Genomic DNA, 18,960 nt, shown 5'->3' with positions numbered 1-18,960 from the left:
ATCCCCAGTTATTTTCTTGTTATGCCGGGCAGGTCTTGCCGTACGTGTTGGTGTTTTCTGTGTGCTTACTTGCGGCGGATGTACTTGATATCGCCGCCCGAACCCAGCTCGTCGGCCTGGTTCGTGGTGAATTTGGTGATCTGTGGAAACTCGCGAAACGCCAGCAGGCTTACGGTGCGGTCGTCCACCAGACGCAGGTCTTTCTCGGTCAGGGCCATGGCGTTCTTCGGTTCCTGGCCGCTGGGGTAAATCACGAACAACACGTTCTGGTCCCAGATTTCTTCAAAGCGCGCGCGGGTAAAACTGATGTTGCCCAGCGCCGGATCGGCGACGAAAACGTGCTCGTTGTACACATCACGCACCACCACAAAGTGCTTGAAACCGGCGTACTCGATGGGCACCAAGGCGGGGTGCTCCAGTTCATCGAGGTCGGAAAACGCAGCCCGAAAACCACCGCTCTTGTAGCCAAGCGCGGCCACGAAACGCTTCATATCCAGCAGGGAAAACCCCCGCCGCTCGACAATCTTGTCGGCCTCGCCATAGCGCAACAGCCCCTCCATCACCTGACGCTCCTGCAGGTCGCGCCCCAGGAAATAGTCGAGCATGGAAGTCAGCGCCGCCGAACCACAGCTGTAGTCGTAGGCCTGACGGATCACGTTGCGAAATTGCAGTTGGCTCATCGGCTCCAACGTCACCGACTCACGCATCGGCATGCCGGGCGTCAGTTGCTGGGTGAGGTTGACGGTGCCTTGGGCGGGCGGTTTGGTGTCCACCGCTTCGGTGAATCCGAATACGCCGAGCAGGCTGCCGATAAGGATTTCGATCATGGTTGGCCCTGATGTAGCGACTCTTATTAGGTAGGTAGTGCGTAACGCTGGCTGAGAAAAAGCCTTACCGGCACGAACCGATAAGGCTTCGGGTTAGCAAGGGGTGTTGCTAACTCAGTGTCCCCATACCTTGACGGTGGTGCCCGCCATGTTGATATCGGAGATCGCCAGCGAACCGATGCTGGCAGCACCAGTGGTCGCGCCGTTGGCGTAGGTGCCGCCAACGTAGATGCCGCCAACCGACACGGTACCGGTCATGTTGGGCAGGCTGATGGCCAGTTGCTGAGTATCGGTACCGCCGATGGAGGTGGTAACCACGTCGATTTTCAGAGGGGCCGCATCAGAGATGGTGAAGCCGGTGAAACCTACGTTGGTAATGTTCAAGCTACCGCCGCCGGTGTCGTTGTCGGAGTACTTCACGTTACCGACGCTACCGCCGAAGTTACCGGAGATGCTGATCCCGTCTTGGCCGGTTACGCTCGACAGCGCGGAATCATCCATTGCGCGCAGGTCAGCTTGGGCCATGAACGGTGCAGCGAGTACAGCTGCAGCAAGAGCGAGTTGTTTGAAGCTTTTCATTGTTTTTATCTCCAAGATCACAGGTGGGTATCCCGGGTGTTGCCAGCCACTCCTGTTACTGGCAACTGGATCGACTTGCGCCGATCCCCATGCCTGTCGCGCCCTTCCTGGTGACGACAGACCTGGATTCGTGAAGCGTGATGCTCCGCGCCCTGTGATAAAGCTACTGACCAACGAAGCGGCTGCCAGCCCATCCAAGGGATGGAGCAAACGGCACTTTGTATCCGCAGTAGCACATTGCCCCACACGCCCTGACTCAAGCTTCGCTCAAGAGCCCCATGCTCTTGCCTTTGAGCACCGCTTGAGTGCGGCTGCGCACGCCCAACTTATTGAACAGGTTATGCAGATGCCACTTGATAGTGGCCTCCGACAAATGCACCGCCTGGGCAATGTCGCGGTTGGAAAGGCCGGCCGCCACGAAGCGCAGAATTTCCCGCTCGCGGTGACTAACATCCTGATTTTCATTGAAACTTTCCGGGTCGACGCTCAGGCGCCGGCACTGCTCGCGCAGCACTTCGGCCAGCCCCTGCCAGGGCGCCGCACGTTTTGGCTCGGCGGCGCGCCAGGCGTCGTAGAGCGGCAGCAGCCACAAGGCGTCGTCCAGGAACAGGCGCCGGTAGCCGCTGTTCCATGCGTCTTCGAGGGTGGGCTGCAGCAAAGCGAAGGCTTTTTCGCTGTTACCTTTGCGCCAGTACGCCACAGAAAGTAACAGCGACAGCCGCAGACGCCGGTCCCGTTGGTGCTCAGCGGTCTGTTTGGCCAGGCAGCTTTCCAGAGCGGTTTGCGCTTTGTCGGCGCGCCGCTCGCACAGGGCCAACCGGCCCTCGGACAAAGCCAGCGCGGTTTCCGCATCCAGGTAACGCCCGGCCGGCAATACCGCCAGGTGCTGCTGCATTTGCAGGCAGATGCGTTCGGCCTCATTGGGCCGTTGCAGCCACAGCAAAAACTGCACTTTGCAGCTCATACCCAGGGCAAACACCCGCTCGTACCCGGCGCCATGCAACTCACCCAGCCATTCATCCAGCTGAGCCAACCCCTGTTCGGTTTCGCCGGCAAAGAACCGCGCGCGGGCCATCACCAATTTGCCGCGGCTGATCAGTTCGGTGGGCGTGGCCACATCGCGCCAGGTGGTGGCCAGCGGTAGTTCGGCGAGGATGGCGGCGTGGCGGTCCTGCTCGTACAGCAGGTCGGCATAGGCCAGAGCCAGCGGCCCGCCCACCCGGCTACGCCGGCCAAACACCCGCTCCACCCGCGTGCGCGCAGCTTCAGCCAACTCACGGCCGCGCTCCAGCTCGCCGCTTTCCTTGCAGATCAGCGACTCGATCAGGCTGGTCATGGCGTGCAGGTATTCACTTTCGGTCTGGCGCAGGTTGTCGCGGGCCATGGCGATGGATTTCGCCGCCTCGCCAAACTCGCCGAGCAACGCGTACGCCGCCGCCTGCACGCAGGACAGACTGACGCGAAACACCGGCTGGTTATCCGGCGCCATGCCCAGCCAGTGTTTGGCCACTTTCAGGCAGGCTTCGAGTTTGTCCTGGTAGAGCAGCACCAACGCCTTGAGCACCTGGGCGGCGGCCAGCAATTCCACCAGCGCAAAATGCAGGGTTTGCCCGCGCCCTTGCAGCAGGCGGGTGCTGACTTCCTCAATAAGCGCCTCGGCGTCGGCAAACTTCTGCTCGAACGCCAACTGCCACGCATAGAAAATCTGGAACACCGGGTGCTCGCGAATCACATCGGTGGGTACGCTTTTCAGGATGGCCAGGATGCCGTACACGCGGTTGCTGGCGATCAGCTTGGCGCCCTGGCGCTCCAGCAGTTCGGCGGCAAACGTGTAGTCGCGGGCGCGCAGCGCGTACTTGATGGAGCGGTCGGGCATGTCATGGCTTTCACACCAGCGTGCGGCCGAATGCAGCAAGGTGGTGGGGTCGCCATGCTTGGCCAGACGGCCCTGAAGGAATTCGGCAAACAGGTGGTGATAGCGGCACCACTCGCCCTGCTCGTCCAGAGGAATGATAAAGAGCTGTTCGGTCTGCAACCGCGCCAGCATCTCCAGGCCGTCACTACGCCCGGTCAGGGCGTTGCACAGCTCGGCGTTGAATTCGTCGAGCACCGAGGTCTGGTCGAGAAACAGCTGCAAGCTGTCCGGCAGGCTGGCGACCACATCTTCGGCCAGGTAGTCGGCGATATTGCGTTCGGTGCCAGACAGCCCGGCAAGAAACGCCGCGCGGTCCGGGTGACGCGCCAAAGCCAGGGCGCCAGGTGCAGTGCGGTAATCCAGCCTTCGGTGCGGTTTTGCAGCACGGTCAGTTCGTCGCGGCTGAGCACCAGCTGTTTCACTTCGCGGAAGTAAGCCGCCGTCTCGTCAAAACTCAGGCGCAGGTCTTCGGCTTTCAGCCACAGCGTCCAGGGTTTCAGCGACGGCTCTTCCACCAGTAATTGCGCTTGGTAGCGGGTACTGGCCAAGAGGTGCACGGTGGTCGGCAGGTGTTCGATCAAATACCGCACCGCCGGGCCCATGGCCGCGTGGCGAATGCGATGGAAGTCGTCGAGCATGATGTACACGTCGCCTTCCAGGCGTTTGAGGTCGGACAGAAACGCGTCGATCAGCGCCTCCTGCGGCCAGCTCACGTCGCCCTGCAGCAGGCCGGCAGTGTTGCTGCCAAAGCCCGCGCCACGGCATTGATGGCAGCCACCAGGTACTGCAGCAGACGCTGCGGCTCGCTGTCGGCTTCATCGCACGACAGCCAGGCCACTCGGGCATTGGTCGACAACAACCGCTGGCGGTATTGCGCCAGCACGGTGCTTTTGCCGAAGCCGGCCGGCGCGCTGAGAATAACCAGCCGCTGCGAGCGGGAGGCATACAGCCGCTCGATCAGCGCCTGGCGCAGCAGTTGCGGACGCCCGCCTGCATCGGCGGGAAACAGTTTGGTGCGCAGCAGGGGCAAGGTCGGCAGGTGCGCTAACGAGCTGGTGATCGGCGTGGTCATTGCAGTAACCCCAACTCGCGGGCGCGGCGGATGGCTTGGTCCGGTTGCGCACTTTGAGCTTCTCGTAAATGTTATGCAGGTGCCATTTCACCGTGCCCAACGCCAGGGCCAGCTGCTGGCCGATTTCTTCGTTGGACATGCCCTTGGCGGCCAACAGCACCACGTCGCGCTCGCGGTCGGTGAGGCCTTCTTCCAGCACCTCCAGCGACTTGCGCGCATCCTGCCCCGGCCATACGGCCAGCAACCCACGGATAAACTCTGCAACGCCGGCTGGCGCTCGGCCGCTTCAAGGTTTTGCAGCAGCAAACGAATGCCCTCGCCTTCCTCGATAAACAGGCTGCGCACGCCTTCGCGCTCGGCGCTGATCAGGCACTGCACCAGCAGCGACTGCGCCCGTTCCTGATAGCCCAGACGCTGATAGCTGAGCGCCGAGAGCAGGTCCAGGCGCAAGCGTTGCAGGCCGTGCCAACCGGTTTGCAGCTGGCCGCGCAGTTGGGTGATCTCGTGCAGCGCTTCACTGAAATGGGCGCGGGCCTGCTGCAGACGGATGCGGGTCAGGCCTTGCACCCACAGCACCGGGTTAAAACTCATGCCTTTGTAATGGCTGGCCAGCTTGGGCCAGTCGACACTCTGGAACCGCGCTTCGGCGCGCTTGATCCGGTCGGTGGCCGGCTCTTGCAGAATCAGGGCAATTTCATCGCCGGCCGCCTGGGCGTAGAAGCGCCAGGAGTGATTGCGCGCCGCCAGGTTCTGCATCAGCACCAGGGTGGCCAGGGCGTCTTTGGGTTTTTCTTGAATACGCTGGGTGCGCGCCAGGCTGAGCATGCCCTGGGCGTAAAGGTCGATGGGGTTGATGACATCCACGGTGGCCATCGCCCAACCCAGGTTTTCTTCCAGCGCGGCAAAGCGCCCTTGCTGGTAGGCAATCAAGGATTCGGTAATGGTCGGCAGCGCCAGCGCCCGGGACTTTTCGCCGAACCAGGGAATCAGCCGCGCGCGCAGTTGATCGAACAACAGCTGCGCCTGCTTCACCTGGCCTTGTTCCAGGCACAGGAGAATTTCCACGTTGGCCAGTTGCATATCCAGGTAGCGGCCTTCGAGGAAATGTTTGCGCTGCTGCGCCAACGCCAGCAGACGCCGGGCCTGCTCGGGTTGAGCAAGCATCACCAGGGCCAGAGCGCCGATGATCAACATCGCCACTTCGAGGAACGCGGTGTGTTGGCCCAGCTGCGCTTCCACTTTGCGGGCCAGGGCCACGCAGGCGTCGAGGTCGTCTTTCTGCAAGGCCAGCACGGCCTTGATGGCCAGAATCGCCAGCACCTTGTCGCTCAGCGGCCCTTCGGACTTGTTCTTGCCCCAGCGCGCCAGCAGCTCGTCGAGCATGCCGTTGGCTTCAGGCAGCGACAGCTCGGCGGCGCGGCTCCACACATCGGCCAGCACCAGCACCGGAAAACGCTCGGCAATGTCGTCGGGCACGCGCTGGCGCCAGCGATAAATCAGGTTGAGCTGGCCGCGGTTGATCAGTTCCAGGCCGCAGCCGTCCACCAGCGCGGCGAGCATCTGCGGATCGTCGGCCAGGCACGCGTGTTCGATGGCCAGGTTCTGCATATGGTGGTTGGTAAACCACAGGCTGGCGTTGAAGTGCAGTTGGCTGAGGCGGTCGGGGTCGCGCTCTTTCAGGCGCGAGCGGAGGAAGTCGGCAAACAGATTATGGAAGCGGTACCACTGGCGCTCGCGGTCCAGCGGCAGCAGAAACAGCTGCATGGCTTCGAGTTTTTCCAGCAGTTGCTGGCCGTCCTGGCGGCCGGTAAGGGCGTTGGCCAGGTCGCCGCTCAATTGCGTGGCCACACCCAGGGCCAGCAGCGCTTCCTGCATGTCGGCCGACAACTGCTCGAATACGCTGCGCAGCAGGTAGTCGCCGACGGCCACCTGGTCGCCGCCCATCTCGGCCATCTGTTCCGAAGCTTGCGGCTGATGGCGCAACCACAGGCTCGCCAGGTGCACGCCCACTACCCAGCCTTCGGTGTGGCCATGCAGGGCGTTGAGGGCCACTTCGTCCAGGTGCAGGCCGCCGCGGTCGAGGTATTCGCGGGTTTCGTCCTTGCTCATGCGCAGCTCAGGCGCGCCGATTTCCAGCAGCACTTCCTTGGCGCGCCAGGTGGCGAGATTGAGGGTCGGCGTGGACCGGCTGCCGATGGCCAGCACAAAGCCGGCCGGGGCCAGTTTGACGAGGCGGTTGAGGCTGGCGAGCAATTCGGCGTCTTGCACCAGGTGCAGGTCATCGAGCACCAGCAGCAGCGGCTGTTCGCGCTGGGCGAGGTCAGCCAGCAGGCTTTCCATCAAAGCCGCAGCGGGCACGCGCATGGTGTTTTGCAGGTAGCCGAGGGCGTCATCGCCAAGACCGGGAATGGCGGCGCGCAGGGCTTCGATAAGTTGTTGGAAAAACCGCGACGGGTCGTCGTCTTCCGGGCTCAGGGAAAACCACGCTACGGCGTTACCGGCAGCGGCATAAGCCTGGGCCATGGCAGCCAAGGCGGTGGATTTGCCAAAGCCGGCGGGCGCCGACAGCACAATCAGCCGGGCATGTGGGTTGGCAGCCAGAGCGGCTTGCACATGTGGACGCGGCATATAGTCGGCAGGTACTTGCGGAGGCCGCAACTTGGAGCGCAACAGGCTGCCGGCGGCTGGATCTCGCACTTCATCCATGACCTGGATCCCTTGAAAATTATTATTCTGATAAGAAATTTCGTACCCTTGGGATCTGTTCATACTAATCAGCTCGCTATCTCCGAGTAAACCCACTCACTCGCTCTAGGATGAATGCTGGCGGGGCTCTACAATCGGCGCCCGCGCCCGCCCGACCCTGCCCATGCCTACTTGTTTGCTCCACCCGTTGCCGTACCGCGAAGACCCTGCCGAGTACTTTTCGAGTATCCGAAAGGCGCCGGGCGCGGTGCTGCTCGACGGCGGTCGGCCTATGTCCCAGCGTGCACGCTATGACCTTATGAGCGCCTGGCCATTGGCAGCGCTGGCGCCGGCTGCTGACGAATCGGCCAACGACTTTGTGCAGCGCCTGCGCGCGGCCTTGGCCCAGCTGGGCCCGGCCGAGGTTCCGGACGATTGCGAACTGCCGTTTGCCGGTGGGTTGATGGGTTACCTGAGCTACGATTTCGGCCGTCGCCTGGAACGCTTGCCGATTCAGGCCGTGAATGACCTGCACTTGCCGGATGCGCAGTTGGGTTTATATGCCTGGGCGCTGATCAGCGATCACCAGTTGGGCACCAGCCAGCTGCTGTTTCACCCGGCGTTGCCCGATGCCGAACGCCAGCGTTTGATCACCCTGTTTGAAACCAGCGTGCCCGATAGCGCGGCGCCCTTCAGCCTGCTACAAGACTTTGCCGCCGACTTCAGCGAAGCCCAGTACCGCCAGGCGTTCGAGCGCATTCAGGGGTATATCCAGGCCGGCGATTGCTACCAGGTGAACTTCGCCCAACGCTTCCGTGCGCCGTGCCAGGGCGACCCGTGGACCGCCTATAAAGCCCTGCGCCACGCCTGCCCGACGCCGTTTGCCGGCTATCAAACCTTGGGCGACGGTGAGGCCGTGCTCAGTCTGTCGCCGGAGCGCTTTGTGCGCGTGCATCAGGGCCAGGTGGAAACCCGCCCGATCAAAGGCACCCGCCCACGCGGGAAGACGTCGGTGGAAGACCGCTCGCTGGCCAACGAACTGCTGACCAGCGAAAAAGACCGCGCCGAAAACCTGATGATCGTCGACCTGCTGCGCAACGACCTCGGCCGCAGCTGCGCCACCGGCTCGGTGCGGGTGCCGGAATTGTTCGTGCTGGAGAGCTACCCCAACGTACACCACCTGGTCAGCAGCGTGACCGGCACCTTGGCCCCCGGCAAAGACGCTCTGGACGTATTGGCCAACAGTTTTCCCGGCGGCTCGATTACCGGCGCGCCAAAGATTCGCGCCATGCAAATTATCGACGAGCTCGAACCCACCCAACGGGCGCTTTACTGCGGCTCGCTGCTGTATGTGGACGTTCGCGGGGAAATGGACAGCTCGATCGCCATTCGCAGCCTGCTGATCAAGGACGGTCAGGTCAGTTGCTGGGGCGGCGGCGGGATTGTGGCGGATTCGGAATGGCGGTCGGAGTACAACGAGTCGATCACCAAGGTGCGGGTGTTATTGCAGACGCTGGAAGGGCTGTGATCCAACTCAAAACGGTGTGGGAGAGGCTTCAGCCTCGATGCTTTTGATTTAAAAGCATCGAGGCTGAAGCCTCTCCCACAGGAGCCCTTACAGGCTCAACTCGCGATTGGAGGCCTTGATGAATTCCTGTTTGAGGTCTTCATAGGTGTGCACCGCCGGGAACTGCGGGAATTCGCGAATCACGTTTTCCGGGGCATGGAACAGAATGCCGGCGTGGGCTTCGCTGAGCATGGTGGTGTCGTTGTACGAGTCGCCAGCGGCGATCACGCGGTAGTACAGGCTCTTGAACGCCAGCACCGACTGACGCTTGGGGTCTTTCTGGCGCAGCTGGTAGCTCACCACGCGGTCGGTTTCGTCGGTGATCAGCTTGTGGCACAGCAGGGTCGGGAAACCCAGTTGGCGCATCAGCGGCTGGGAGAACTCGTAGAAGGTGTCCGAGAGAATCACCACCTGGAAACGCTCGCGAAGCCAGTCCACGAACTCAACGGCGCCTTCCAGCGGCTTGAGGGTGGCGATCACTTCCTGAATGTCGGCCAGCTTCAGGCCGTGCTCGTCAAGAATGCGCAGGCGCTGCTTCATCAGCACGTCGTAGTCCGGAATATCCCGGGTGGTGGCTTTGAGCGCTTCGATACCGGTTTTTTCCGCGAAGGCGATCCAGATTTCCGGGACCAACACACCTTCCAGGTCGAGACAGGCGATTTCCACAGGGCACTCCTAAACGGGATTCAGAAAGAAGGCGGCACTCTAGCGACTTGCCTGCGCCCACGCAACGCGCCGCCGGGCTCCGTTAATCGGCGCTGGTTCATTGGCGCTGATAGTGCCTATCACCACGGCGCGCTGCCGGCTCCCGGCGGTTTTTGCTACCATCGCCCTCCCCGCCCATCTGAACCTGGAGCCTTGCAATGGACCTCGATCTGGACACCCTGAACGCCGAATTCGCCAACCAGCCGGAAAAGCTGGTGGAGTGGGCGCTCGGCCTGGGCAAGACCGCCATTTGCACCACCAACTTCCGCCCGTTTGAAGCCGTGATTCTGCATATGGTCAGCCAGGTGAAGCCGGACATCCCGATCATCTGGATGGACAACGGCTACAACACCGAAGCCACCTACAAATTCGCCGATGAAGTGACGCGCGCGCTGAACCTCAACCTGATCACCTACCTGCCCAAACGCAGCCGCGCCCACCGCGAAGCGCTAGAAGGCCCGGTGCCAGGCCTGGACGATCCGCGTCATGAAGCCTTTACCGAAGAAGTGAAACTCGAACCCTTCACCCGCGCCCTGCGTGAAACGGCACCGGGCGTATGGTTCACCGCGCTGCGTGCGACCGATACCGCCGTGCGCGCCACGATGGACCCGATCAGCATCAACCCGGATGGTTTGATCAAGGTCGCGCCGCTGCTGCATTGGTCGTCGAAGGATCTGTATCAGTACCTGACCAAGCATGGGTTGCCGAATAACTTCGACTACTTCGACCCCACCAAGGGCGAAGACAACCGCGAGTGTGGCCTACACATCAGCCACTGATCAGAAGATCAACTGCTTCGCGACCAAGGTCGCTCCTACACAGGCAACGCACCCCGTAGGAGCGACCTTGGTCGCGAAGCTTTTTAGATGCCCTGATTCGGAATCTGATCGAGCAAATCGGTCGACCCCACATCCACCCCCGCCTGAAACAACAAGGTCGTGGCCTGCCCGCGGTGGTGGGTTTGGTGATTGAAGAAATGCGCGGTCAGCGCGCCGAAAGGCTTCTGCTGGGTGCCCTGGGAATTCTGATAGCGCAGCAAGTGCGCCATATCCGGCTCTGTAACCTGCGCCGCCCAGGCGCTGATAATCCCGTCCAGGCGCAAGCGCCGTTCCAGCAACTTATCCAGCTCGGTACACAGCAAATCCCGCAGGCTGCCCGGCTTGTCGATCTGCGCCATCTCGCGCAACGCGGGAAAATCCGCCGGGTGTTCGCTAAAGCGTTTCAGCCAGACAATATCCCCCGCCACCACATGATTGAGCGTGCCGAACAGCGAGGTGAAAAAAGCCTGCCGGTCGGCCATCAGCTCGGTGTTCGGCAAGCTCGCCGCGGCGGCATAGAGTTTGTGGTTCATGGCGGCGTTGTAAGCGGCCATCAAGAACAGGTGTTCACAGCTGGACATCGGCAAACCTCGTTACGAGCAAATCCGCCGATCAGTTTGCCAGCAGGGCCAGCGCAATGCAGCTGCTGCAAAGGGCTAAGGCATGGTAGTGCCGATCAGCCAGGTCGGTGGTGCTTGCTCACAACGTCCGTGGCTGCCGGGTAAACACCCGCACAATGCCGCGTCCCAGCTCGCGCAGCAGTCGCCCGCCAAAGCTGAAGTCGAGCACGCCGGTTTCATTTACATAGCGATCCCAATGCTCGATCAGCGCGCGCAAACGCTCGGGCTCGGCTTCGGCGAGGTCGTGAATTTCGCCGGGGTCGCGGTCCAGGTTGTAAAGCTGCCAGCGGCCTGGACCATCCGGTTTGGGGATATACAGCGCCTTCCATTGCCCCTGGCGCATGGCGCGGGCGCGGAACAGTTCCCAGCCGGTGGTTTCGTCTTGGGTATGCGGCTGTACCTCGGTGCCTTGCAAGTAAGCGAGCAATGAACGGCCACGAATCGGCAGCACATCACGGCCCTGGTAGCGCGTGCCGGGGTGATTGGCGCCGGCCAGTTCCAGCAGCGTCGGCACAATGTCCATCACCGTGGAGAATTCGTGACTGATCGCGCCCTGGCGTTGCAACCCCGGCCAGGTAATAAAGGCCGGCACGCGAATGCCGCCCTGGCTGGTGAACAGTTTGAATTGACGCGACGGCGCGGTGGCCGCCTGCGCCCAACGCGGGCCGTACCACACGTAGGAGTTGGCGCGGCCGACGTTTTCCAGGCTGTTGTCGTAATGCTTGCCGATAAAGCGCTGGGCGCGTTTGCCGACGATGGGCAAGGCTTCCAGTGCCGCCCCTTCGGCGCCGTTGTCGGAGAGGAAAATAACCACGGTGTTATCCAGTTCGCCGCTGGCGCGCAGGTGCTCCACTACCCGGCCCACGTTCCAGTCCAGGCGATCCACCATGGCGGCGTACACCTCCATGGCGCGCGCCGATTGTTGCCGGCCTTCTTCGTCCAACTCGTGCCAGTTCGGCGTATTGGCCACCACCGGGTGGGCTTCGACATCTGCGCCAATCAGGCCCAATTCTTTAAGCCGCACCAGGCGCTGTTCACGCAATACATCCGGACCGCCGTCATAGCGGCCTTTGTATTTGGCGATCAATTCATCCGGGGCCTGCAGCGGAAAGTGCGGGGCGGAAAATGGCAGGTAGGCGAAAAACGGGCGGTCGCCATCGGCCGGGCGCTCGCCCAGGTAATCGAGCAGGCGCGTGGTAAAGGCGTCGGAGGAATAGAAGTCTTTCGGCAGCTCGGCCAGCGGTTCAAGGCCATCGCGGTAGGTGCCCTCCACCGCATGCAGCAAGCGCGGCATTTTGTGCGGCGGCACATCCGGCGCCCAGCCGTAATGGTTGTGTGCGGCGCCTTCAAGAATAAACGCACGCTCAAACCCACGGGCGGCTGCGGAGGTTTCCGGGGTGCGGCCCAGGTGCCATTTGCCCGAGATGAGCGTGTGGTAGCCGGCGTCACGCAAGAGCTCGGCGATGCTCACCACACGTTGGTTCAGGTGGCCTTCGTAACCGGGGTTGCGGCGGATGGTTTCGTCGCTGAATTCAGCCATGGCGCCGATGCCGGCCAGATGGTGGTCGGTGCCGGTAAGCAACATGGCGCGGGTCGGCGAGCAGGCCGAGGCAGCGTGAAAGTCGGTGAGGCGCAAACCGGCGGTCGCCAGCGCATCAAGGTTGGGTGTCTCGATCTCGCCACCGAAGGCGCCAAGGTCGGAGAAGCCCAGGTCGTCGGCAACAATCAGCAGGAAATTCGGACGTTTACTCATATTAAATTCAAGACCAATGCGTTTTAGCGATAAGAGCGGCTATAAAGAGAGCGCGCCCGATGGCTGGCCAGTTCCTTTCCTGAATATTTTCGATGCCTTTTTGGCATTTGCGGGGAAGCGCTTCGCGATCGCGGTTTTTTTTGCGCGGCCCCTTTCTAACGCGACGTTTAACGGGCGATTACCCGGTTCTCAAGGAGAGATATCACGCCGAGATTGCGTCCAGAGCCGGCTTTTTCTTTGACAGAAACAGGAATACTTGGTGGGTATAGTGTTGATAAATTTAAAACGGTAGTTATTATACCCACCAGCAAGGAAGCAAAAATGGGCAGCGCGAACAGTCGCAAGCTGATAGCAACGATCATGGCAGACGGGTGGTATTTGGTAAGGGTTACGGGAAGCCACCATCACTACAAACACCCCTTCAAAAAGGGAATCGTGACCGTCCCGCACCCGAAAAAAGATCTGCAGATCAAAACCGTAAACAGCATTTTGAAGCAGGCCCAGCTCACCTCGAGCGGCGTGTTTTTAGCGTAGAAGGAAACCAGACCATGCTTTATCCAATTGCGATCCTTCCCGGCGACGACGATTACGCGTGGGGAGTCGAGGTACCAGACATTCCAGGGTGTTTCTCTGCGGGCGATGATCTGGACGACGCGATGGCCATGGCGCGCGAAGCCATTGAAGGCCATCTGCAAGTGCTGGCCGAAGACGGTGGCGCGATTCCTATCGCCAGCAAAGTAACCGTCCATGCTGCCAACCCCGACTTCGCAGGTTGTACCTGGGCGTTGGTGGATATCGACGTCACCCAATATATGGGCCGCGCGGAGAAGCTGAACATCACCCTGCCGGGAAACCTGCTCAAGCGCATCGACGACTATGTGAAAAACCATCCGGACCAAAAAAGCCGATCCGGCTTCCTGGCCAGCGCAGCGCTCAGGGTTTACAGGGTGCTTAAACAACAAGGGCGCCAATCGGCGCCCTTGTTTTTTTAACCGCTGCACACTAACTAAGACGATTGCGGAACTAACGCGGCCCCGGCAGTTTCGCCCTCAACGTGCTCCTGCGGCTTGCTCTTTTCAGCACGCTCCTTTGCCAACCGCAGCCATTCGTTTTCACTCGAAAACCCGTACGAAAACTCGACCAGGCCCACACAGACACGCCCTGTCGGCAGGTCGTCCGCTTCGTCGACACGCTCATTAAAGAACGCTTCCACACGGTCGGTCAGCGAGCGTGCACCGCCTGCTCCGGATTGCAGCAAAGAACCAGAAACTCCCCGGCCTGCGGCGTGCACACTACGTCGTTGCTACGAATTTCGCCTTTGATCAATTGCCCCAGACGGGCACTCAGGGCATCCATCACCAGCGCGCCATGCTGGCTACGAAGCGCCTGGAATTCATCGATGCGGATGACGGCCACGGTAGCGTGGCTTGAACCGCAGCGGCAGCGCAGAAACACCTGCGCCAGGCGGTACAGCCAGCGATCGACAGATACAAACATGCGCTCATCAAAGCCCGTCACGATGGCCAGGGCTTTTCGCTGCCGCAGCAATTGCACGGCCAGCTCGTAGCTCGACCAACCCACCGTAAAGGGATACAGCACCAGCATGGGCAGGCACGCCCAGATGACCTGGGGCGCCGTATTCAGGTTGATCTGAAAACCCATTATCGCGCCGGTAAGCACTGCGCCCAGCGCATTGGCAACCAGGCCCTGCACCAGAAGCCGCAGCCCCTTGGTGGTCACGCTGTTCATCGCCGCCATCGACAACATCAGTACCGTCGGCAGCACGCTGAACTGCATGACGACGATCCAACCGCCGGCAAATAAACAATCGAGCTGAAGATTTCGCACTTCCGCCCGGTATGGTTCTGGCGAGCGCAGCACGAGTTGAAACGCGAGGTGCGGCCATATAAAGGCATTCAGGATCATCAGCGCCCAGAGCCAGCCGCCAGCCGGATAGACCGTTGTCGCGACAAACACCAGGCTCAGCGCGCAACCCACTATCCGTGAGTGGTAGACCCGTTTAGCGAAGCTGACGCCCGCTGCCCTACTACGATCAATAGCCATAAACCTCTGCGGATCGACGCTGAACGTGCAATGAACATATCGCCCGGGTGGGGCAGAAAAACGGCGTGATTTGGAAGCGCGTGCCGTATTGAAAACGCGCTCGGTAAACCGTGAAGCGCGTCAAAAATATCAAGCCGACCGCATCCTAATGTAGGAGGTTATAAGGAGTAAACGCCCCCGTTCTCGACAAAAGCCTCGTGTTAGGCGCCTGCGTGTCATGAGGTAGCGCGTGGCAAGCGAGGTACCGGGCGGCTGCTGAGATCGCCGCCCGGCCGTTTCAACGATTAACGTATTGGCGTTAAAACCGCCAACCCACCTTATCCAACGCCGCCGCCAACGCCGCGATATCCGCCTCACTACGCCCGGCAAACGCCGGCATATACGCCAACGGATCCGGCAGGCTCGACGCCTGACCAATAAACCCCTCTGTCGCCGCATGCAGGCAGTAGGCACTGTAGGCCGGGTTGTAGCCGCCCTCCTGCACAACCAGCAACCGCCCCTCGCAGAGTTCGTCAGCCAGTACACGGGCGCGCTGCGCCAGGTGGTTGAAGCCTTTCATGGTCAGCAGCTGCCGGCCGTTAGGGTCGAACTGCGAGGCGTCCAGGCCATTGGCGATGATCAGCAACTGCGGGGCGAATGCCCGAATGGCCGGCTCCACAAACCGCTCGAACGCCATCGCATACGTCAGATCATCAGCACCGAAGGGCAGCGGAATATTCAGGTTGCTGCCCTCGCCCGCCCCTTCGCCGCGCTCGTCCACGCCGCCGGTTTGCGGGTGGCTGGGGCCCCAGGCGCCGTGGTCCATGTGCAGCGAAATGGTCAGCACGCTTGGGTCGGCGTAGAAGCCGGCCTGGGTGCCGTTACCGTGGTGCACGTCCCAGTCGACGATGGCCACCCGTTCAAGCCCGGCGGCGCGGGCAGCCTGAGCCGCCACGCCGACGTTGTTGAAAAAGCAGTATCCATCGGCCATCGCCGGCGCCGCGTGGTGGCCTGGTGGGCGCACCAGGGCCATCGCCGGGCGGCGTGTTTCCAGGGTTTGCTCCAGGGCAGCCAGGCTGGTGCCGGCGGCGGCCAGCAAGCCAGACAAACTGCCCGCGTTCATCAGCGTGGTACTGCTGAAACGCCGGCCACTGCCGTCGGCACTTTCGATACTGCGCAAGTAAGCCGCCGTATGAAACCGCAGCAACTCGGCCTCGGTCGCATGCCGCCCGGCGTGCCAGGCCAGCTGTTCCGCCACCGGGCCGTTACGCAGCACCGCGCGCATATTCATCAGGCGCGGGCTGCTTTCCGGGTGCTGGGTCTGGTGGTCCAGCAGGTCGCTGGGCGGCGCTTCAAACACGCCAAACCCGGTGTCGTGGCGCAGCACGTCGTCGTGCCAGAACACATCCATTGCTTTGCTCATGCCGCGTTCCTCAGTCGATCACGTGCAGCTCAGGTGGAATCTCGGACATGCTTTGCGAGCCGTCTTTGCCGCACAGCACGGTGTCGCCCAATTTCAGGCCAAAGCCTTCCTTGTACAACGACAGATTCGGCTCGATGGAGAACGACATATTCGGCTGGAACACATGGTCGTCGGCTTCATCGACCATCATCGCTTCCAACCAGGTAGGCGGATACGCCAGGCCCAGGCTGTAACCGATGCGGTGCACGCGGGTACGCGACAGGTCGATGCGGTCGAGAATTTCATTGCACACGCGGTTGGCCTCGCCCACCGGGGTGCCCGGTTTAGCGATATCGACAGCGGCGTTAAAGGCTTCGGTCAGCAGGGTCGACACTTCGCGCACCCGCGCGGTCGGCTTACCGATGACAGCGGTGCGCATCAAAATCGCGTGGTAGCGGTTGCACACGCCGGCGTGTTCCAGAATCACCACATCGCCGGGGCTGATGGTCAGGCGGTGTGGCATGGCGTGGGTCATGGTGCTGCGCCGGCCGGTGGCGCACATCGGGCTGATGGCGGCGTACTCGCTGCCGGCGTCACCCAGGGCCTTGGCGACGATGCCGGAGATTTGCACTTCAGACATGCCCGGACGCAGCGCTTCAAACGCGGCGCGCATGCCCTGATCCGCCATACGCGCAGCGGTGCGCTGGTATTCGATTTCTTCGGCGGTCTTGATCAACCGCTCTTCGGCGACCACCACCGAGGCATCTTCAAATTGCGCGTGGGGCATATGGCGCAGCAGCGTGGTGTATTGCAGCGCGCTAAAGGTCGAGGCCTGCATTTCCAGGCCGATACGGCCCTGGCTCAAGCCCAGGCCTTCGAGCGAGTCGGCGACGATACGCAGCGGGTCCTGCTTGGCGATATCGTAAAAAATCCCCTCTTCCAGGCACGACAGCTCATAGGTGCACGGCTCTTCACTGGTGCGCGTCAGAAAAATCGGGTTGGCCAGTTTTGGCGAAATGATCAGCGCCTGGTACCAGAGAAAACCCAGACTATCGAAACCGGTGAGGTAGTTGATGTTGTCCGGGTAGTTGATCACCAGGGCATCCAGACCACGCTCGGTCATCCGGCGTTTTACCGCCTCAATGCGTTGACGGTACGTGCGCAGTGGGAAAGCAGTCATCATGAGGAATCCCTCCTTAGGGAAAAGGTGCTCGGGTTGTTCTTGGAGTTGGGTGATACGAAGTTGGGTGTTACGTAAAAGCGGGGCCGGCTAGCGGCCCGGTGAGGACGTGTGGTCGTGGCGGTACAAGCGCACCAGCAACACCACCAGGGTGAGAAACACCATTAGCGTGGACATGGCCGCAATGGCCGGGTCGAGGTTGTAGCGCAGGCCATCCCAGATACGCTTGGGCAGCGTGATCACGTGCAGACCGCTGGTGAACAGCGTCACCACCACCTCTTCCCACGACATGATAAAGGCCATGAAAAAGCTCCCGGCCAAACCGCCACGCACGTTGGGCATCAGCACCTGCACGATGGTCATGCCCAGGCCGGCGCCGAGGGAGCGCGAGGCTTTGTACAGGCTGGTATCGAGCCGGCTGTACGCCACCAGCATGGCGATCAGCGAATACGGAAGCGCCATCATCAAGTGCCCAAAGCCCACGCCAATCAACGAGTCGAGTTGCTGCACCCGAGCGCCGAGGTAATAGATGGACATCGCCGACACCACCTGCGGCACGATCATCGGCAGCAGCACCAGCGCGGTCAGCAGCACGCGGTAACGCGGCTCCAGCCAGATGCCGGTGGCGAACAGAAACGACAGCACGGTGCTCAGCAGCCCGACCACAATGGCCAGGCCCAGGCTTTGCAGAATCGAGCTGAGCCAGGCGGTGTCGAGCAGCGTCAGGTAGTGGCGCAGCGACCAGGCGCCGTCGGGGAACGACAGGTAACGCTGGTCACCGAACGACAACGGCACAATCACCAGAATCGGCAGCAGCAGAAACAGCGCCGCCAGCAACATCGCCGCAATCGACACCCACTTGGCGATATTCAGCCGAGGCGTGTAGCCAGTCGGTGCAGCCACCACGGCGGCCGGGTTACTCAACGCGGTACTCATGCCTGCCTCCCGGTAAACCGTCCAAAGCCCACCAACTTGCCGAATACCACAGCGCACACCGCGACCATGGCCATCAACACGATGCTCAGGGCAGCGCCCAGGCCCCAGTTGGAGAGTTGGAACATCTGGATATAGATACTTTCAGCCAGCATCGCCGCCTTGCCGCCGCCGAGCAGTGCCGGGGTGACAAAGCAACCGAGGCTGAACACAAACACCGTGGCCGAAGCGGCTGCCACGCCGGGCATGGTCAGCGGCAGAAACACATCGCGCAGACTCTGCCAGCGGCCGGCACCCAGGCTGCTGCTGGCCCTGAGCAAACTGTCGTCCACCTGACGCATGGAAGACAGCAACGGCAGCACCGCGTACGGCACCATAAAGTGCACCATGCCGATCAACGCCCCGAGTTCGTTGCGCACCAGCGCCAAGGGTTCGTCCACCAACCCAAGCCCCATCAGCCCCTGATTCACCAGCCCATCGTTACGCAGCAATACCAGCCAGGCGAAGGCGCGAATCAGCATCGACAGCCAGAACGGCAGCAGCACGAACAGCTCAATCAACAAGCGCCCGCGCGCCGAGGCAAAGCGCCAACGGAAGGCGATCAGGTAGGCAATCGCCACGCTGATCACGGTGGTCAGCAGGCAGATGCGCAAGGTGCGCCAGATCACCGCCTGAATCGCCGCACTGTCGAGGATGGTGGCGTAGTTCTGCAGGCCCACCTTGGGCAGGCTGAGGCTCCAGCCCAGCACGCCCAGGGTCGGCAGCAGGTAGCCCACCACGATCAGCAATGGCAGCGGCAGAATCAGCAGCGCATAAATGCGCAGCGTGCCCTGCCCGCCTCTTCCTTTGGCCAACGTCATA

14 protein-coding genes and 2 pseudogenes are annotated in these 18,960 nt (G+C 61.6%); 4 read left to right on the top strand and 12 right to left on the bottom strand.

Annotation, left to right across the window (positions count from 1 at the left end):
* Positions 1-65: 65 nt before the first annotated feature.
* From AC0V2S_RS21765 to AC0V2S_RS21750, 4 genes and pseudogenes are all read right to left on the bottom strand, one after another.
* A complete protein-coding gene (locus tag AC0V2S_RS21765) occupies positions 66-827 on the bottom strand; it encodes a C39 family peptidase (RefSeq protein WP_475511541.1) in 762 nt (253 codons plus the stop codon).
* A 114-nt stretch (positions 828-941) separates the two neighbouring features.
* Complete coding sequence (locus tag AC0V2S_RS21760) at positions 942-1,406, bottom strand: DUF6160 family protein (RefSeq protein WP_475511540.1); 465 nt, start codon at positions 1,404-1,406, stop codon at positions 942-944.
* A gap of 256 nt (positions 1,407-1,662) precedes the next feature.
* A pseudogene (locus AC0V2S_RS21755) lies at positions 1,663-4,393 on the bottom strand (helix-turn-helix transcriptional regulator).
* Positions 4,390-7,099, bottom strand: a pseudogene (locus AC0V2S_RS21750) (winged helix-turn-helix domain-containing protein). Before AC0V2S_RS21750 ends, AC0V2S_RS21755 begins: the two co-directional pseudogenes overlap by 4 nt.
* 163 nt (positions 7,100-7,262) lie before the next feature.
* Between AC0V2S_RS21750 and pabB the strand changes: the two are divergent.
* Positions 7,263-8,606 (top strand): aminodeoxychorismate synthase component I, encoded by a 1,344-nt coding sequence (gene pabB, locus AC0V2S_RS21745; RefSeq protein ID WP_475511539.1) that lies wholly within the window; start codon positions 7,263-7,265, stop codon positions 8,604-8,606.
* An 87-nt stretch (positions 8,607-8,693) separates the two neighbouring features.
* Here pabB and thrH read toward each other — a convergent pair whose 3' ends face one another.
* Positions 8,694-9,311 (bottom strand): bifunctional phosphoserine phosphatase/homoserine phosphotransferase ThrH, encoded by a 618-nt coding sequence (gene thrH, locus AC0V2S_RS21740; RefSeq protein WP_108096708.1) that lies wholly within the window; start codon positions 9,309-9,311, stop codon positions 8,694-8,696.
* Positions 9,312-9,508: 197 nt separating this feature from the next.
* On the opposite strand from thrH, the gene AC0V2S_RS21735 reads away from it, so the two are divergent.
* Positions 9,509-10,129 carry a phosphoadenosine phosphosulfate reductase domain-containing protein gene (locus AC0V2S_RS21735; RefSeq protein ID WP_475511538.1) on the top strand — a complete coding sequence of 207 codons (621 nt, stop codon included), beginning with the start codon at positions 9,509-9,511 and terminating at the stop codon, positions 10,127-10,129.
* An 83-nt stretch (positions 10,130-10,212) separates the two neighbouring features.
* On the opposite strand, the gene AC0V2S_RS21730 is transcribed toward AC0V2S_RS21735, so the two are convergent.
* Positions 10,213-10,749 carry a DinB family protein gene (locus AC0V2S_RS21730; protein ID WP_475511537.1) on the bottom strand — a complete coding sequence of 179 codons (537 nt, stop codon included), beginning with the start codon at positions 10,747-10,749 and terminating at the stop codon, positions 10,213-10,215.
* A 118-nt stretch (positions 10,750-10,867) separates the two neighbouring features.
* Positions 10,868-12,541 carry an arylsulfatase gene (locus tag AC0V2S_RS21725; RefSeq protein WP_475511536.1) on the bottom strand — a complete coding sequence of 558 codons (1,674 nt, stop codon included), beginning with the start codon at positions 12,539-12,541 and terminating at the stop codon, positions 10,868-10,870.
* Positions 12,542-12,862: 321 nt separating this feature from the next.
* On the opposite strand from AC0V2S_RS21725, the gene AC0V2S_RS21720 reads away from it, so the two are divergent.
* A complete protein-coding gene (locus AC0V2S_RS21720) occupies positions 12,863-13,075 on the top strand; it encodes a type II toxin-antitoxin system HicA family toxin (RefSeq protein ID WP_475511535.1) in 213 nt (70 codons plus the stop codon).
* A gap of 14 nt (positions 13,076-13,089) precedes the next feature.
* Positions 13,090-13,533, top strand: coding sequence for a type II toxin-antitoxin system HicB family antitoxin (locus tag AC0V2S_RS21715; protein ID WP_475511534.1), 444 nt, complete (start codon positions 13,090-13,092; stop codon positions 13,531-13,533).
* 229 nt (positions 13,534-13,762) lie between these two features.
* Here the strand turns inward: AC0V2S_RS21715 and AC0V2S_RS21710 are convergent, their stop codons facing one another.
* The 5 genes from AC0V2S_RS21710 to AC0V2S_RS21690 all read right to left on the bottom strand — a co-directional run bounded on the left by AC0V2S_RS21710 (position 13,763) and on the right by AC0V2S_RS21690 (position 18,959).
* On the bottom strand, positions 13,763-14,605 hold the full coding sequence (locus AC0V2S_RS21710; RefSeq protein ID WP_475511533.1) for an MASE2 domain-containing protein: 843 nt from the start codon (positions 14,603-14,605) through the stop codon (positions 13,763-13,765).
* A gap of 298 nt (positions 14,606-14,903) precedes the next feature.
* Positions 14,904-16,007: an arginase family protein gene (locus AC0V2S_RS21705; protein ID WP_475511532.1), complete on the bottom strand. Its 1,104-nt coding sequence runs from the start codon at positions 16,005-16,007 to the stop codon at positions 14,904-14,906.
* A 10-nt stretch (positions 16,008-16,017) separates the two neighbouring features.
* The gene (locus AC0V2S_RS21700) at positions 16,018-17,169 is read right to left on the bottom strand and encodes a M24 family metallopeptidase (RefSeq protein ID WP_475511531.1); all 1,152 of its coding nucleotides are present in this window, start codon (positions 17,167-17,169) and stop codon (positions 16,018-16,020) included.
* Positions 17,170-17,256: 87 nt separating this feature from the next.
* The gene (locus AC0V2S_RS21695) at positions 17,257-18,102 is read right to left on the bottom strand and encodes an ABC transporter permease (protein ID WP_475511530.1); all 846 of its coding nucleotides are present in this window, start codon (positions 18,100-18,102) and stop codon (positions 17,257-17,259) included.
* Positions 18,099-18,959 carry an ABC transporter permease gene (locus tag AC0V2S_RS21690; protein ID WP_475511529.1) on the bottom strand — a complete coding sequence of 287 codons (861 nt, stop codon included), beginning with the start codon at positions 18,957-18,959 and terminating at the stop codon, positions 18,099-18,101. Before AC0V2S_RS21690 ends, AC0V2S_RS21695 begins: the two co-directional genes overlap by 4 nt.
* Position 18,960: the final 1 nt, after the last annotated feature.

Source organism: Pseudomonas sp. CC11G (genome assembly GCF_056174845.1).
The sequence above is the reverse complement of the archived record's forward strand: the minus strand, read 5'-3'. Positions and strand labels throughout refer to the sequence as shown.

What these genes read in the sequence shown, in the direction of transcription:
- AC0V2S_RS21765 (WP_475511541.1), bottom strand. Translation starts at nt 827, where the DNA reads ATGATCGAAATCCTTATCGGCAGCCTGCTCGGCGTATTCGGATTCACC.
- AC0V2S_RS21720 (WP_475511535.1), top strand. Translation starts at nt 12,863, where the DNA reads ATGGGCAGCGCGAACAGTCGCAAGCTGATAGCAACGATCATGGCAGAC.
- AC0V2S_RS21690 (WP_475511529.1), bottom strand. Translation starts at nt 18,959, where the DNA reads ATGACGTTGGCCAAAGGAAGAGGCGGGCAGGGCACGCTGCGCATTTAT.
- AC0V2S_RS21725 (WP_475511536.1), bottom strand. Translation starts at nt 12,541, where the DNA reads ATGAGTAAACGTCCGAATTTCCTGCTGATTGTTGCCGACGACCTGGGC.
- AC0V2S_RS21730 (WP_475511537.1), bottom strand. Translation starts at nt 10,749, where the DNA reads ATGTCCAGCTGTGAACACCTGTTCTTGATGGCCGCTTACAACGCCGCC.
- AC0V2S_RS21700 (WP_475511531.1), bottom strand. Translation starts at nt 17,169, where the DNA reads ATGATGACTGCTTTCCCACTGCGCACGTACCGTCAACGCATTGAGGCG.
- AC0V2S_RS21695 (WP_475511530.1), bottom strand. Translation starts at nt 18,102, where the DNA reads ATGAGTACCGCGTTGAGTAACCCGGCCGCCGTGGTGGCTGCACCGACT.
- pabB (WP_475511539.1), top strand. Translation starts at nt 7,263, where the DNA reads ATGCCTACTTGTTTGCTCCACCCGTTGCCGTACCGCGAAGACCCTGCC.
- AC0V2S_RS21735 (WP_475511538.1), top strand. Translation starts at nt 9,509, where the DNA reads ATGGACCTCGATCTGGACACCCTGAACGCCGAATTCGCCAACCAGCCG.
- AC0V2S_RS21760 (WP_475511540.1), bottom strand. Translation starts at nt 1,406, where the DNA reads ATGAAAAGCTTCAAACAACTCGCTCTTGCTGCAGCTGTACTCGCTGCA.
- AC0V2S_RS21710 (WP_475511533.1), bottom strand. Translation starts at nt 14,605, where the DNA reads ATGGCTATTGATCGTAGTAGGGCAGCGGGCGTCAGCTTCGCTAAACGG.
- AC0V2S_RS21715 (WP_475511534.1), top strand. Translation starts at nt 13,090, where the DNA reads ATGCTTTATCCAATTGCGATCCTTCCCGGCGACGACGATTACGCGTGG.
- AC0V2S_RS21705 (WP_475511532.1), bottom strand. Translation starts at nt 16,007, where the DNA reads ATGAGCAAAGCAATGGATGTGTTCTGGCACGACGACGTGCTGCGCCAC.